Source organism: Nocardia sp. NPDC050710, assembly GCF_040654375.1.
Taxonomy (GTDB): Bacteria; Actinomycetota; Actinomycetes; order Mycobacteriales; family Mycobacteriaceae; genus Nocardia.
Genome location: NZ_JBFAHV010000002.1, coordinates 417,124 through 432,884, shown reverse-complemented (window position 1 = coordinate 432,884; position 15,761 = coordinate 417,124). Strand labels below are relative to the sequence as shown.

The 15,761-nt window shown below is 69.3% G+C and carries 10 protein-coding genes; 5 read left to right on the top strand and 5 right to left on the bottom strand.

Annotation, left to right across the window (positions count from 1 at the left end; all coding sequences use genetic code 11):
• Window positions 1-17: 17 nt before the first annotated feature.
• Both AB0H61_RS07690 and AB0H61_RS07685 read right to left on the bottom strand, forming a co-directional pair.
• Entirely contained in the window at window positions 18-1,970 is a 1,953-nt protein-coding gene (locus AB0H61_RS07690) for an FAD-dependent oxidoreductase (protein ID WP_357300515.1), read from the bottom strand.
• Between the two features lie 273 nt (window positions 1,971-2,243).
• On the bottom strand, window positions 2,244-4,316 hold the full coding sequence (locus AB0H61_RS07685; protein WP_357300598.1) for a glycosyltransferase family 39 protein: 2,073 nt from the start codon (window positions 4,314-4,316) through the stop codon (window positions 2,244-2,246).
• A gap of 141 nt (window positions 4,317-4,457) precedes the next feature.
• On the opposite strand from AB0H61_RS07685, the gene AB0H61_RS07680 reads away from it, so the two are divergent.
• Together AB0H61_RS07680 and AB0H61_RS07675 are read left to right on the top strand one after the other, a co-directional pair.
• Window positions 4,458-5,300: a phosphoribosyltransferase family protein gene (locus AB0H61_RS07680; RefSeq protein ID WP_357300514.1), complete on the top strand. Its 843-nt coding sequence runs from the start codon at window positions 4,458-4,460 to the stop codon at window positions 5,298-5,300.
• Window positions 5,300-6,778 (top strand): nicotinate phosphoribosyltransferase, encoded by a 1,479-nt coding sequence (locus AB0H61_RS07675; RefSeq protein WP_357300513.1) that lies wholly within the window; start codon window positions 5,300-5,302, stop codon window positions 6,776-6,778. Before AB0H61_RS07680 ends, AB0H61_RS07675 begins: the two co-directional genes overlap by 1 nt.
• 61 nt (window positions 6,779-6,839) lie before the next feature.
• Here AB0H61_RS07675 and AB0H61_RS07670 read toward each other — a convergent pair whose 3' ends face one another.
• Both AB0H61_RS07670 and AB0H61_RS07665 read right to left on the bottom strand, forming a co-directional pair.
• A complete protein-coding gene (locus tag AB0H61_RS07670; protein WP_357300511.1) occupies window positions 6,840-7,679 on the bottom strand; it encodes an SDR family oxidoreductase in 840 nt (279 codons plus the stop codon).
• Entirely contained in the window at window positions 7,676-8,623 is a 948-nt protein-coding gene (locus AB0H61_RS07665; protein WP_357300510.1) for a patatin-like phospholipase family protein, read from the bottom strand. Before AB0H61_RS07665 ends, AB0H61_RS07670 begins: the two co-directional genes overlap by 4 nt.
• Before the next feature lie 69 nt (window positions 8,624-8,692).
• Here AB0H61_RS07665 and AB0H61_RS07660 point away from each other — a divergent pair, with 69 nt between their 5' ends.
• Window positions 8,693-9,307 (top strand): TetR/AcrR family transcriptional regulator, encoded by a 615-nt coding sequence (locus tag AB0H61_RS07660; protein WP_357300509.1) that lies wholly within the window; start codon window positions 8,693-8,695, stop codon window positions 9,305-9,307.
• 7 nt (window positions 9,308-9,314) lie between these two features.
• Here AB0H61_RS07660 and AB0H61_RS07655 read toward each other — a convergent pair whose 3' ends face one another.
• Complete coding sequence (locus AB0H61_RS07655; protein WP_357300507.1) at window positions 9,315-9,860, bottom strand: histidine phosphatase family protein; 546 nt, start codon at window positions 9,858-9,860, stop codon at window positions 9,315-9,317.
• A 106-nt stretch (window positions 9,861-9,966) separates the two neighbouring features.
• On the opposite strand from AB0H61_RS07655, the gene AB0H61_RS07650 reads away from it, so the two are divergent.
• Both AB0H61_RS07650 and AB0H61_RS07645 read left to right on the top strand, forming a co-directional pair.
• Entirely contained in the window at window positions 9,967-14,838 is a 4,872-nt protein-coding gene (locus AB0H61_RS07650; RefSeq protein WP_357300506.1) for an ATP-dependent helicase, read from the top strand.
• Between the two features lie 135 nt (window positions 14,839-14,973).
• Window positions 14,974-15,753, top strand: a complete 780-nt coding sequence (locus AB0H61_RS07645; RefSeq protein ID WP_357300504.1) for a DNA-formamidopyrimidine glycosylase family protein — start codon at window positions 14,974-14,976, stop codon at window positions 15,751-15,753.
• Window positions 15,754-15,761 lie beyond the last annotated feature (8 nt).

Here is a 15,761-nt window from a genome sequence, read left to right as displayed (position 1 = left end):
CCGGCACCGGCCGATACTCAGCTCAACCGGGCGGCAAGGCGTTTCGCGTTCATATAAGCGATCGCCTCGATCGAGACCATAGGGTTGACGCCGGATGCGGTCGGGAAGCAGGACGCGTCGGCGACGACGATATTCGGCACCTCCCAGGTCGCACCGTCGGGATCGGTCGCGGCGGTATCGCGGGATCCGCCCATGCGCGCCGAACCCATGATGTGCAGTGCGCCCATACCGCACCGCGCGGGTGCGTATCCCGCGGCGCGACAGGCCGCGGCGAACTCCGCATGCGAACCGCGCACGCCGGGTTCGTAATCCACGCCCGCCTGATGGCCCGAGAAGATCTTCTTCGCCCCCGCGGCCTCCAGAATCTGTGCCGCGCCCTCGATTCCGGTGTGCATATGGGCGGCGTCGCGGGCCGACATGCGGTACTTGACGACCGCCTCACCGCTGCCGTCCACGGTGACGGTGCCGTGATCGCGATCGCGGGTGATGACGCCGACCGCCGCGGTGCGCGCCAGGTTCAGCATCGCCGCCCGGTGCTCCGCGCCGCCGCGCCACCCCATGAAGCCGACCAGCAGACCCGGATGCAGCGGCCCGGTCTCGTAGATGACGCCGTAGCCGTCGCCGAGGTCGCGGTGCTGCCGCGAGATCCGGGTCTGTAGCCCGCCCTCCCAGGGCCGGATCTCCTCGTCGAAGGTGCCGAAGACCGCGGAGGCCGGATGCAGGCGCAGGTAGTTGCCGATGTTCTTGTTGCGCAGCCCGGAGCGGCGCAATAGCGCCGGGGTCTGGATGGCGCCCGCCGCGACCACCACCGCGCGGGCCTCGACCCGGATCTCGGCGCCGTCGGCGGTCACCGCGCGCACACCCTCGGCGCGGCCGTTGCGCACCTCGATCGCGCGGACGTCGGCGCCGACGACCAGGCGAGCGCCGTGCGCCGCCGCGTCGGCGAGCCAGGTCTTGGTCACCGACTGTTTGGCGCCGAGTCGGCAGCCGTATCCGCAACGCCCGCAGTCGATTCCGGCGTCGCAGGCATCGGTGACATTGCGGGGCAACGGGCCGACGTCCCAGCCGAGTGCGGCCAGCCCGCGTTCCAGTACGCCGTCGCGGGCCGAGATCGGCGAGCGGTCGTAGGTGACGCCGAGCCTGCGCTCCACGGTGTCGAGGGCGTCGCCGAATTCGTCGTCGGCGAACTGGGTGGCGCCCAGGCTCGCCCATTCGGCGCGCACGTCGTCGGGGGTGCGCAGCGAGGTGCTCCAGTTGACGACGGTGCCGCCACCCAGGCAACCACCCGCGACCAGGGTGAGTTGCCCTTCGGCGGTGGCCGAAGGACCGGGTGCGTACAGCTTCAGCAGGCCGTCGAGTTCGCCCGCGCCGAAATCGGAGTCGTCGTAGTAGCCGCCGCGTTCGAGCACCACGACCGACAGACCCGCCTCGGCCAGCACCGCCGCGGCCGCGCCGCCGCCCGCGCCGGAACCCACGACCACGACATCACACTCGAAGGTGGTGGATTCGGTGGGACGCACCGGGTTCAGCGCGGGTTGCGGTGCGGTGGGCAGCGGTCCGGGCGGGGCCGGATAGCCCATCTCCTTCCACAGCGGGTTGCTGCCCGCCGGTCCCGGGGTGGTGTAGTACGAAAGCAGCGCGGCCGATTTCAGCGCCTGGAAGATGGCGCGCTTGGCCGCGAAACGGGATTCGCCCAGGTTCAGCAGGAAGCGCTCCCGGTCGGCCGCGGTGCGCGCGGAGAACCGGCGCGGTCCCGCGCCCGCGAGCAGCCCCATGAGCGGTGAATCCCAGAGCCCGAGGAGGGTCGCCACCTGCTTCTGCTCGGCGGCGCGGGGGTTGCGCGCGAGCAGCCGGACCACCGTATCCGCGACATCCAGTTCGCCCGCGCCCGGCAGCCCGAGCCCGTCGCCGGGCGCGAAGGTGTCACAGATCAACTCGAGCGCCGCGCGCTGCCGTGGCGTGAGTTCCATGCGTTCCTCTCCCTTCGACCCGGACGGTCGGCATCGGACGCGCTGGACCGGATGCTCCCGGTGAATTCCAGCACCCGGTCGCGACTGGATCTCCCCCGGCCGAACATGTAGCTGCATCAACAGAATGGTGATTCACATAGCTTGCTGAGGTGGAACACTACCTCCGGCAATGAGTGACGTAAAGCACTGTTGTTTCAAATAGCGCCCGGGCCTCGGCCCGCATCACGGGTGTCCGCCCGCGCCGTTGCGATGCGGACACCCTCGCCAGGTGGATCAGGAGCCGGTCGGCTCGGCGAGGTCATAGACGATGACACCGCCGACCCGCCGTGGGGTGTAGTGGGTCTGTACCCATTCGGCGATCTGTTCACCCACCGACTTCTCGACACCACCACCCGGTCTCGACGGACGGAACGCGGAACGATCCTCCAGGAGGAAATAGCGAATCTCGCTATCCGCGACGTACCGCTCGAACCGTTCGAGCGACGGTGCGTCGTCGCGACCGCCGAAACCACCGATCGCCATGATCGAAGTGCCGGTGCGCAATTCGAACCGCGAGGCCATGAACGAGCCGATCGTCGCCGCCGACCAGCGCCTATCGGTATCCCGCAGCAACGCCTCGAGTTCGGTATCGGGGATATCGTTCGCCGCGCCGACGGGCGGCACCCCACCGAGGGTCCTCGGCCGAGTTCCGGCCGGTCCCGCATGCCCGCCCGGCATCGGCCGACCGTCGCCGGGCGGTCCGATCCGCCCGCCCGGCGTCGTCGGTTGCCCGCTCAGGGGCGGCCCCGGCACCGCGCCGGAATGCGGGATGCCGCCGGGTGGACCGACCATTCGACCTCCGTGCGGACCGGAGGTGGGGATGCCGCCGCTGTGCGGTTGGGATGCGGTGGCCACGGTGTAGACACCGGTACCGGCCAGCCCCGCGAGAAGTCCGACGACGACGGCGGCGGCTGTCGCGACCCGCCGCCACCGGCCCGCATTCCCGAGCAGCACTGCCGCCGCGAGCAGGACCCCGATCAGAATCGCCCAGCGTAACCACGGCAGCCAGTCGGGGGTGCGGCCGAGCAGGACGAAGGCCCACACGCCGGTCACAGCGGCCAATAGTGCGAGCATGATCCGCGCCGGGAGGTCCCTGCGACGCCGCCACGACTCCGTCACGGAAATGCCCGCGAGGGCCGCGATTCCGGGTGCCAGCGCCACCGTGTAGTACGGATGCATGACGCCGCTCATATAGCTGAAGACCAGGCCCGTACCCCACAGCCAACCTCCCCAGAGGATCAGCCCGGCGCGCAGGCGATCGGTACGCGGCGCGCGGCGGGTGATCCATAGTCCGGCGAACAATCCGATCAGCGCGGCGGGAAGCAGCCACGACACCTCGGTCGCCATCAGGTCGCGGAACAGCCGGGTGATCCCGGTCTCGCCGCCGAATGCCCCGCCCATCTGCGCGCCCGCCGAGGGACCGCCGGATTCGCCGCCCGGATTGCCGCGGCCACCCAGCAGTCGGCCGACGCCGTTGAAGCCGACCGCCAGCTCCCACAGGCTGTTGGTGGTCGAGCCGCCGATATAGGGCCGAGCATCGGCCGGCCACAGCGCGACAAGAAGTACGTACCAGCCGCCGGAGACGACCACTGCCACGCCCGCGGTCACCAATCCTCTTATCCGGGACCAGAATCCACCCGCGGCCGCGACCAGGAACACCACGACCAGCGCGGGCAGCACCAGAAACGCCTGCATCATCTTGGTCAGGAAGGCGAATCCGATGGCCACTCCCGCCATCGCGAGCCAGCCGGTGCTCGGCGAAAGCCACCGCGCGCCTGTCGATTCGACCGCCCGCACGGTGCAGTAGGCGGCGGCGATCAAGAGGAAGGTGAGCAGGGCGTCCGGGTTGTCGTAGCGAAACATCAAGGCCGCCACCGGTGTAGCGGCAAAAGCCGCACCGGCCAGCAGGCCCGCGCCCGGCCCGCTCCAGCGCCGCACTGCGGCGCAGAGCAGCGCCACCGAACCGACCCCGAGCAGTGCCTGCGGCACCAGTATCGACCACCGACCGAATCCGAACAGTCTCCCGGACAGACCCATTACCCACAGCGAGGCGGGCGGCTTGTCGACGGTGATCGCATTGCCCGCATCGTGCGAGCCGAACAGCAGCGCCCGCCAGCTCTGCGTTCCAGCTTGGGCCGCGGCGGCGTAATACTCATTGCCCCAACCGGATACGGCGAGATTCCACAGGTACAGCAGCGCGGTGACGGCGAGCAATACCAGCAGGCCGGGGCTCGCCCATCGTGACCGGTCGCCGGGCCCGAAGGCCATTCGATCCGGTAGTCGCCAACGCACCGACGCGCTCGCCATCCTCATCCCGCCCTCCCATTCACCGATCGTTCGAACCTAGGGGCCGGGGCTCGCAACATTCTCCGAGATTCCTGCGAAGACGCTGTGAGTTCGCGTCGAATGTTTTGGTCAATACAACCAAAACTATGCTACGGTGGATACATGATCGAGACGATGGTCCGCACCACCGACGGCGCCGAGCCGGACGACCTGGAATTCCTGCGGTTTCCGGGTGGCGAGTGGTTCCTGAAGACCGGTCCGGCCTTCGACCCGGCGGCGCCGCGCTTCGCCGTGGTGCGCGGCGGCTTCCCCGACGATCTACTCGCGCTGGGCATGTGGGCGGATCTCGTTCGACGGCAAGGACAATCCGCCCGCGTACTCATGCCCTACATCCCGGCGGCCCGCACCGACCGCGATGTGCCGTGCGGGGCGGCGGTGTACGCGAGCGTGATCGACGCCTTCGCCGACGAGGTGATCTACGCCGATATCCACTCGCCGCTGGCGAAGTCGAAGCTGCGCGGGCCGACACTGACCGAGATCCCGCTGGGACCACTGGCCGCGGCCGCACTGCCCCGCGACTACGACCTGGTCGTCGCGCCGGATGCGGGGGCACGCGAGCGAGCCGGATCGGTGGCCGCCGCACTCGGCGGACTGGAGATCGTCCACGGTCGCAAACGCCGCGACCCGGCGACCGGGCGGCTGGACGGATTCGAATTCCCCGGAGACCGGGTTGTCGACCGGCGGGTGCTCGTCGTCGACGACATCTGCGACGGCGGCGGCACATTCGCCGGACTGGCGGCCGCCGGTGACTTCGCCGCCGCCGCACGCGTCGACCTGTGGGTCACCCACGGCGTGTTCTCCGGCGGCGCGCGGCTGAGCGCCAATCTCGCGCCCTACGCCCACATCTATTCGACCGATTCACATCCCGGAGCCCGCGCACTACCCGCGAATCGCCGCCATCTCGTCGATATTGTCGCTCACGTTCTCGCCGAAGGAATCCTGTGATGTTCCGCCACGCCACCGACCCGCTGTTCCTCACCGACGCCTACAAACTGGATCACCGCCGGCAGTACCCGCCCGGGACCACGCGGGTGTATTCCAATCTCACCCACCGCGCGTCGCGGATTCCCGGCGTGCGGCACGTGGTGCACTTCGGGGTGCAGGCCTTCCTCCGCGACGTACTCGAGGACGCCTTCGCGCGGTTCTTCGCCGCCGACGCGGACCGTGTCTGCGCCGAATACGAGCACCGGGTGACCTCGATCCTCGGACCGAATCGGATAGGCAGCGACCACATCCGAGCGTTGCGCGAACTCGGCTACCTACCGCTGTCCATCCGCTCGTTGCCCGAGGGCACCCTGGCGCCGCTGCGCGTGCCGGTGCTGACCGTGGAGAACACCCACCCCGATTTCTTCTGGCTGACCAACTATCTGGAAACCGCGCTGTCGGCGGCGATCTGGCAGCCTTCGACCTCCGCCACCACCGCATGGCGGCTGCGCGGGCTCCTGACCGAACGGGCGCGGGCCACCGGCGCGGACCCCGGTGCCGTGGACTTCCAGGGTCACGATTTCTCGTTCCGCGGTATGCCAGGTATCGAGGCCGCGGCCGCCTCGGGCGCCGCGCACCTGCTGTCGTTCACCGGCTCGGATTCGCTGGTCTCGGCCGACTGGATCGACTACTTCTACCCGGACGATTCGGGTGAGCAGATTCTGGCTTCGGTTGCGGCGACGGAACATTCGGTGATGTGCGCGGGCACCAGGGAGTCCGAGGACGAGACGTACCGGCGGCTGCTCGAGCTCTACCCGAGCGGGATCGTCTCGGTGGTGAGCGACACCTTCGACCTGTGGCGGGTACTCACCGAAACCCTTCCCGCCCTGCGGGATCGGATCCTGTCGCGTGCGGGCACCCTGGTGATCCGCCCCGACTCCGGCGATCCGGAGACCATCCTGTGCGGCACCGATGCGGACGACACCCCCGCGGGCCACGGGGTGGTACGACTGCTCTGGGATGCATTCGGCGGCACCGTGAATGCCGCGGGTTACCGGGTGCTGGATCCGCACATCGGCGTCATCTACGGTGATTCGATCACCTACGACCGCGCCGAGGCGATCACCGCCCGGCTGGCGCGCATGGGTTTCGTCTCGACCACCGTGGTCTTCGGCGTGGGTTCCTACTCCTACCAGTACGTCACCCGCGACACCTTCTCCTCGGCCATGAAGGCGACGTATGTGGAGGTCGACGGGGCGGGCCGGGATATTTTCAAAGCCCCCGTGACCGACTCGGGAACCAAACGCTCCGCCAAGGGACGTCTGGCGGTTCTGCCCGATGCCGAGGGCGAACTCGCCGTGCATCAACAGGCCACTCCCGAACAGGAGGCGGACAGTGCGCTGGTGGAGGTCTGGCGGGACGGAACCTTCCTCCGTAGAACGGGATTCGCCGAAATCCGCGCGCGGCTGCGCGAGGAGACCGAGCGGCGGATCCGATAGACCGGGCGTCGAGCGCCCCGGAGTCGTCCTCCGGGGCGCTCGATATCCCGGGCCGAGCCTGTTACTCGGTGATCGAGCGAACCTGCGCCTCGTACCTGGCGCGGGTCGCGGCGTCGGCCGGGTGCAGCGCCCGGTCACCGTCGAACAGCTTGCGTACCAGGTGGACCGCGCGCTCCGGAGCGGCGGCGAGTGCGACATCGATGGGACCGAGGTAATTCGGCACGGCCACTTCGGCTTTCCGGGTGCGCAGCGTCTGGACGATGGCGGCGGCCACATCCTCCGGGTCCACCGTCGGCATCCCCTTGCCCAGCGCGAGACCCGAGGAGAGCCGGGTGCGCACCGCCGACGGCAGCACCGCACTGACGCTGACGCCGTATTCGGCGAATTCCAAACGGGTCGCGGCCGAAAGTCCGACGGCCGCGAATTTGCTGGCGTTGTAGACGGCGAGGCCGGGAATCGGAATTTTGCCCGCCAGCGAGGCGACATTGACGACGTGGCCGCGCCCCCGCTCGATCATGCCGGGCACCACCGCGCGCATGCCGTGGATGAGGCCCCAGACATTGATATCGATGGTGGCGTGCCCGACCGCGTCGGGTTCCTCCAGGAACGCACCCGCGGGCATGACACCGGCATTGTTGACCAGGATGTCGATGCGGCCCAGGTCGGCGACGACCTTGTCCCATTGGTCGCGGGCGCGCACATCGAGTGTGAAAGCGCGGCCGCCGATCGCGGCGGCGGATGCCTCGGCCGCGTCGATATCCACGTCGGCGATCGCGATATCGGCGCCATTGGCCGCGAACAGTTCCGCGGTGGACCGGCCGATGCCGCGGCCCGCACCGGTGATCAGCACCCGCGCGTCCTTCAGGTCGATATCGGGGTAACCGTGACCCAGAATTCTCATGCGAAGACTCCTTGTTCGAGTGCCCGGCGGGTGCTGTGCAGACTGTGCCGGAGGGTGTCGAGGCGACGACGGCCGTCCATGAAGTTGGGGCCCATGACCGCGAGGTCCTCGGCCGTCGCGGCGAGCAGCAGCACCTTGGTGCCCGCGGCGCGCAGTTCCGCGATCTCGGCATCGAGCTGGGCGCTCATGCGATGACGCAATTGCCGTTCCAGGAGGTGACCGAGGCCGGTCGCGGGGATCCGGCCCGCGGAGGCCATCGGCGCGAGCACCACGACCTCGTCGAGTCCCTGTCCCGCAAGCAGATCCACCGACGCGGTGGATCCGGCGCCGCCGTCGACGAAGCGGCGACCGGCGATCGGGACCGGCGGGAACCAGCCCGGGATCGCCCAGGACGCGCGCAACGCCGCACCGAGGGTGGCCGCCGGTGCGTCGGGCGCACCGAACGGAACCCGTTCGCCCGTCGCGTAATCCATGCTCACCAGCCAGGTCGCCGGATGCGGCACCCAGTCGCGGCCCGGATTCAGCCGTTCGGCCAGCCGCTGCAACCAACTCGCGTCGCCGCCGCCGACCGGCAGCAGGCGACTGCCCGCCGTCAGCAGTCGCTGGCCGGAATCCGGCCCGCGCAGACTCGCGGTGAGCGCGCCCAACCGCGGCTTCGGTAGCGGCGGGAAGCGTCCGGGCCCGGAGCGCATATGTTCCAGCAGGATCGGATTCGTGCCGCGGCCCTCCTGCATGGCGACCAGTTCGTCGACCGGCACGCCGCTGCCGAGCATGGTGACGTACTCCGCGCCCGCCGAGGTGCCGATCAAGATGTCGGCCTCGCGTGGATCCCACTCCAGCACGTCTCGCACCGCGGTCAGCGCCGCGACGATCCAGGCGGCCCCGATGGTGCCACCGCATCCGATGGCCAGGCCACGTCGCTGTGACCCGTTGTTGTTACCCATGGTTCCAAACACTAACAGAATCCAAATACCAGTGGTATCCCAAATCCTCGAGTACGTAGAATCGCCCCCATGGCACGACTGACCCGCTCCGAGAGCCAGGCGCGCACCCGGTCCGACCTGATCGCGACCGCGCGCGACCTCTTCCTGGCCGAGGGCTATGCGAAGACGAGCATGGAGCGGGTCGCCGAGGAAGCCGGCTATTCGAAGGGCGCGGTGTATTCCAACTTCCGCACCAAGAAGGAGCTGTGCCTCGAGGTGCTCGACCTGATCCACGCCACCAAATTCGGCGAGGTGACCGAGCTGGTATCGGTCGACGACAGCCTGGAGAACCGGCTGGGGCGGCTACAGGAGTGGGCCGAGCGCACCCTGGGGGATGTCGGCTGGACCATGCTGGAGTTCGAGTTCGCCACGGTGGCCCGCGACGATCCGGAGCTGCGTGCCGCGCTGGTCTCCAGCCTGGGCGCGGTGCGCGGCGCCATTGCCGCACAGCTGCATACCCTCGCCGACTCCCTTGGCGTCGAACTACCGATGCCCGCCGAAGACGCCGCCACCTCGGTGCTCAGTCTGGGACTGGGACTCGGCATCCAGCGTGCCATCGACCCCACGGTCTCCGCCCAGCTCATCACCGACGCCGTCCGGCTGCTCATCACGCTCGGCGAACGGACCCCGCGGGCGGTCTCCTGAATTCGGCTCAAGCCGAGAAGTGCAGACTCCACTCACCGCGGTAATGCAACCGCGTGACGCTGCCCGGTGGAATGTCGATGCGCCAGAAGGATTTCGGCGGAGCGTCCAGGGTGATCAGCAGCGCGGCCCTGACCACCGCCGGATGGGTGACCGCGATGGTGGACCTGCCCTCGGAGGCGATCTCGGCCATCCAGTACCTGGTCCGCTCGATCACATCGACCACGGATTCGCCACCGTGCCCACGAAATTGCGGGTCGGTGAGCCACGCGTAGAGCTCGTCCTGCGGAACCGACATGAGCTCACCGCCACGCCAAGCCCCCGCGTCCAAGTCGCGTAGTCGGGTGTCCTCTTCGCCGGGTAGCCCCATCAGGGCGGCGGTCTCCACGGTCCGGCGTTCCGGCCCGGTGAGGACCCGGGCGGCGGTGAGGGGCCCGGATGCGGCGATCGCGCGGCGACCGGCTTCGGTCAGTGACTCGTCGACTGGAAAACGTGCCTTTCGCATCGCCTCGGTCATACCATGGCTGACCAGGTCGAGTCTCAGCACCTTTTGCACGGATGGAAGCGTACGGTGGTGCGTCCGCGGGCGTGTTTGATTGGCCCCCGGTCTTGTGATTGTCGGTACCAGGGTGGTTGTCGGTACCCGGGTGCAGACTGTTGGCATGGCCAAGTTCTCCACCGCCATGTTCTCCAAGGCGACGCAAGAGTGGTTCGACGGCGCCTTCCCCGCGCCGACCTCCGCCCAGCTCGGCGCATGGCAGTCCATCGCGGCCGGAGCGCATACGCTGGTCGTCGCTCCGACCGGGTCGGGCAAGACCTTGTCGGCCTTCCTCTGGGCCATCGATCAGCTGGCGGGGCGAGACCGGGAGCACCGGGCTGCGGGCACCGCGGTGCTGTACGTATCGCCGCTCAAGGCGCTGGCCGTCGACGTGGAGCGGAATCTGCGTGCCCCGCTGGTCGGCGTCACCCAGACCGCCAAACGGCTGGGACTCGATCCGCCGGATATCACCGTGGGTGTGCGCTCCGGCGATACCAGCGCCGCCGATCGTCGATCGATGCAGCGCAAACCCCCGGACATCCTGATCACCACACCGGAATCGCTGTTCCTCATGCTCACCTCCGCGGCCAGGGAGACACTCGCGCAGGTCGGCACGGTCATCATCGACGAGGTACACGCCATCGCGGGTTCCAAGCGCGGATCGCATCTGGCGCTGTCGCTGGCCCGGCTGGATCTGCTGACCGAGCGGCCCGCCCAGCGGATCGGACTGTCCGCGACCGTCCGGCCGCCGGAGGAAGTGGGCAGATTCCTGGTCGGCAACGCGCCGATCACCATCGTCTCACCGCCCGCGCCCAAGACCTTCGATCTGTCGGTGCGGGTACCGGTGGCGGATATGACCGAAATCGGCGACGCCGACCAGCCCAGCTCGATCTGGCCGCATGTGGACGAGGCCATCGTGGATCTGGTGCTGGAACACCACTCCTCGATCGTGTTCGCGAATTCCCGCAGACTGGCCGAGCGGCTCACGGCCCGGCTCAACGAGGCCTATGCCGAGCGGCTCGGCGAGCCGGTCGAGACCGAACACGCGCCGCCCGCGCTGCTCGGCGCGTCCACCGAGGTGGTGCACGGCGCGGGTCAGCTACTTGCCCGGGCACACCACGGCTCGGTGAGCAAGGAGCAGCGCGCGCTGATCGAAGACGATCTGAAGAGCGGACGGCTGCGCTGTGTGGTCGCCACCAGCAGCCTGGAACTCGGGATCGATATGGGCGCAGTGGATCTGGTCGTGCAGGTGGAGGCGCCGCCCTCGGTGGCCAGCGGGCTCCAGCGGATCGGGCGGGCGGGCCACCAGGTCGGCGAGATCTCGAAGGGTGTGCTGTTCCCCAAGCACCGCACCGATGTCATCCACTGCGCGGTCGCCTCGCAACGAATGCTGACCGGGCAGATCGAGGCGTTGCAGATACCGGCGCATCCGCTGGACATCCTGGCGCAGCAGACCGTGGCCGCCTGCGCGTTGGAACCGATCGATGTCGACGCCTGGTTCGACACGGTGCGCGGCACCGGCAGTTACAGCATGCTCCCCCGTTCCGCCTACGAGTCGGTGCTGGACCTGCTGGCCGGACGCTATCCCTCCGACGAGTTCGCCGAACTGCGCCCCCGCCTCGTCTGGGACCGGGACGCGGGCACCCTCACCGGGCGTCCCGGTGCGCAACGGCTGGCGGTGACCTCCGGCGGCGCCATCCCGGACCGCGGCATGTTCGCGGTGTACATGGTGGGCGAAAAGAGTTCGCGCGTGGGCGAACTCGACGAGGAGATGGTCTACGAATCCCGGGTCGGGGATGTGTTCGCGCTCGGCGCCACCAGCTGGCGAATCGAGGAGATCACCTTCGACCGGGTACTGGTGACACCCGCTTTCGGACAGCCGGGACGACTTCCGTTCTGGCATGGCGACGGACTCGGCCGTCCCGCCGAACTCGGTGCGGCACTGGGCGAATTCGTGCGCAAGGCGGGGCAGGAGAGCGCCACCCGAGCGGGGACCGACGGTGCGCGCGGCCGAAAGACATCGCCCGCGGTCGATCAGCCGGGCGTCACGCCGGACAACGATTTCGAGACGCTACACGCGGCGGGACTGCTCTCCGACAACCTGCTGGAGATCGCGCGGACGGCGGGACTCGATCTCAATGCGACGACGAATCTGATCGCGCTGCTGGACGAACAGCGCACCGCGACCGGGCAGTTGCCGACGGATAAGTCGCTGGTGGTGGAACGGTTCCGGGACGAACTCGGGGACTGGCGGCTGGTATTGCACTCGCCGTACGGGCTACCGGTGCACGCGCCGTGGGCGCTGGCCGTCGGATCACGGCTGCGCGAGCGATTCGGGGTCGATGTCGCGCCCAATGCCTCCGATGACGGGATCGTGGTGCGGTTACCCGATACCACCGACGATCCGCCGGGGGCCGACCTTTTCGTCTTCGAACCGGATGAGATCGACGATATCGTCACCGAACAGGTCGGCGGCTCGGCGCTTTTCGCATCCCGGTTCCGCGAATGCGCCGCGCGCGCACTGCTGCTGCCCCGGCGTGACCCTGGCAAGCGCGCACCGCTGTGGCAGCAGCGACAGCGCTCGGCGCAGCTGCTCGATGTGGCGCGCAAATTCCCGGAGTTCCCGATCCTGCTGGAGACGGTGCGCGAATGCCTGCGCGACGTCTACGACCTGCCCGCGCTGCGCGATCTGCTCGGCCGGGTGGCACGCCGTCAGCTGCGGTTGATCGAGGTGGAGACCGCGACCCCGTCACCGTTCGCGAACTCGCTGCTCTTCGACTACATCGGGCAGTTCATGTACGAGGGCGACAGTCCGCTGGCCGAACGCCGGGCCGCGGCACTCTCGCTCGATTCCAGCCTGCTCGCCGAACTGCTCGGCCGGGTCGAACTGCGGGAGCTGCTGGATGCGGCGGTGCTCGAGCAGACCGAACGCGAGCTGCAACGCCTGACTCCCGAACGCCGCGCCAGGGACGCCGAGGGTCTCGCCGATCTGCTGCGGTTGCTGGGACCGCTGACCGCCGCGGAAGCGGGCGCACGCTGCGTCGGCGCAGCGGCTGTCCACGACGGCGAAACCGGCACCGCCGCATCCGACGACGCAGGCGCCGACCTCGGCACGACCCACACCGGCGAGCATCTCGAGTGGTTCGCCGAACTGCGGAAGGCCAAGCGCGCACTGGAGGTTTCGTTCGCGGGACGCACCTGGTGGGCAGCGGTCGAGGATGCGGCCCGGCTGCGGGATGCGCTCGGCGTCCCGCTGCCGATCGGCACCCCTGCGGCATTCATCGAGCCGGTCGCCGACCCGCTGGGCGACCTGGTCGGCCGCTACGCCCGCACCCACGCGCCGTTCGGCACCGAGGCGGTCGCCGAACGCTTCGGCCTCGGCATCGCGGTCGCCGCCACCGCGCTGCACCGCTTGCTCGCCGAAAAGCGAGTGGTGGAAGGCGAATTCACACCGACCGCCACCGGCTCGGAATGGTGCGATGCCCAGGTGCTGCGCCGGTTGCGCCGCCGCTCGCTCGCCGCCGCGAGACATGAGGTCGAGCCGGTCGCCACCGCCGCCTTCGGTCGATTCCTCCCGTCCTGGCAGCACGTCGAGACCGGCGAACTTCGCGGCGTGGACGGCGTCGCCACGGTGGTGGAACAGCTCGCGGGAGTGCCGATCCCGGCTTCGGCGTGGGAATCGCTGATCCTGCCCGCGAGGGTGCGCGACTACTCCCCCGCCATGCTGGACGAACTCATGGCCACCGGCGAGGTGATCTGGTCCGGCCACGGCGCCATCACCGCCAAGGACGGCTGGATCGCCCTGCACCTGGCCGACCAGGCGCCCTGCACGCTCGCGCCCCCGGACGAGATCGAACTCTCCGAACTCCACCTGCGGCTGCTCAACACCCTCGGGGCCGCGATAGCCCCGTGGACCACACCACATCCCGCCGATCCCGATCTCGCGCCCGGCCCTACGCCGATCGTGGAGTTGGACGACGAAGGAGCGCGAGGCAACGCCTCCGTGGCCGGTGCGGCGGGCAACGGCGGTCACGCGCAACCGCCGCGACTTCCGCCGGTGTCGCAGGGCGGCGGCGCATATTTCTTCCGGCAACTCTCCGATGCCACCGGCCTGCTGGACGACAGCGTGGTCGCGGCAGCGCTCTGGGAGTTGGTGTGGGCCGGGGTGGTTTCCGGCGATACCTTCGCCCCCGTGCGCGCACTCCTTTCCGGAACCGCGCGCACCACCACCGCGCATCGGACACCGCGTCGTGCCCCACGCGGACGCGCCTACCTACCGCGCCCGAGCATGCCGACTCGCACCGGTCCGCCCGCGGTCGCGGGCCGCTGGTCACTGCTACCGGATCGGGTGTCGGACAATACCGTTCGCGCGCACGCGACGGCGGATACGCTGCTCGAGCGGTATGGCGTGCTGACCAGGGGTTCGGTACAGAACGAGGGCGTGCCCGGCGGCTTCGCGCTGATGTACCGGGTGCTCACCGAGTTCGAGGACCGGGGCCGTTGCCGCCGCGGCTATTTCGTCGATTCGCTGGGCGGCGCGCAGTTCTCCACCACGGATGTGGTGGACCGGCTGCGTTCGTTCGACACCGATCGCACCGGCGCCGCCGGAACCCGGCGGCCCACGCGGACGCTGGCGCTGGCCGCCTGCGATCCGGCCAATCCCTACGGCGCGGCCCTGCCGTGGCCCAAGGGTGACGGCGATGGCGGGCATCGGCCGGGCCGCAAGGCAGGCGCGCTGGTGGTGCTCTCGGACGGCGAACTGGTGCTCTATCTGGAACGCGGCGGCAAAACCCTGCTCACCTTCACCGAGGACCCGGATACCCGTCGGTCCGCCGCATCCGCGCTGGCCGGACTGGTCCGCGATCGCCGCGTCGACTCCCTGGTCATCGACCGGGTCGACGGGGAGTCGGTGCACGGCAATACCTTCGCGGATTTCCTGACCGAAGCGGGCTTCTCGGCTACCCCGCGTGGTCTACGCCTCCGAGGCCGGCCGTGAGCACCCGTTCGTGGCGCGCGCCCGGTGCGCACCGGACAACGTCCGGTGCCACAGCATGCGTCCCGATGATCGGCGACGGATACCGGTCGCGGCCGGGAATCGGGGCCCGGCGCGCGATTCCGTTACGGTCGGCCCATGCCTGAGGGCGATACGGTCTTTCTGACCGCGGACCGGCTGCGGCGGGCGCTGGCCGGGAAGACACTGGTCCGCAGTGATTTCCGGGTACCACGGTATGCGACCGTGGATCTGGTCGGTGATCGGATCGTGGAGGTCGGCAGCTACGGCAAACACCTGTTCATCCGCACACCGGAGGTCAGCATCCACACCCACCTGAAAATGGAGGGTGAGTGGCGCACCTACTGCACCGGAGAACGCTGGACCCGCCCTCGGGTGACCGCCCGAGTCGTGCTGACCACCGACGACACCGAGGCGGTCGGCTTCTCCCTCGGGACGGTCGAGGTATTGCGCCGCGCTGATGAGCACACCGCGATCGACCATCTCGGCCCCGACCTGCTCGGTCCGAATTGGGATGCGGCCGAAGCGGTTCGCCGCTTGGAACGATATCCGGATCAGCCGATCGGCCTCGCCCTGCTGGACCAGCGCAATCTGGCGGGCATCGGAAACATCTATCGCAGCGAGGTCTGCTTCCTGCGCCGAGTCCACCCCACCACACCCGTGGGCGCGGTCCCGGACCTACTCGCCTTGGTGAACGAGGCGCACCGCGTCCTCACCAAGGCCGCCCACGAACCCCCGTGGCGCCCACTGGCCTACGGCAGGCAACGCCGCCCCTGCCAACGCTGCGGCACTCTCATCGTGGTCCGTCCGCTCGGCGACACCACCGCCGCCTCGGACCGCATTACCCAACGTGAACGCGGCATCTACTTCTGCCCACACTGCCAGCCCGCACCGGACTGACCGGCGGT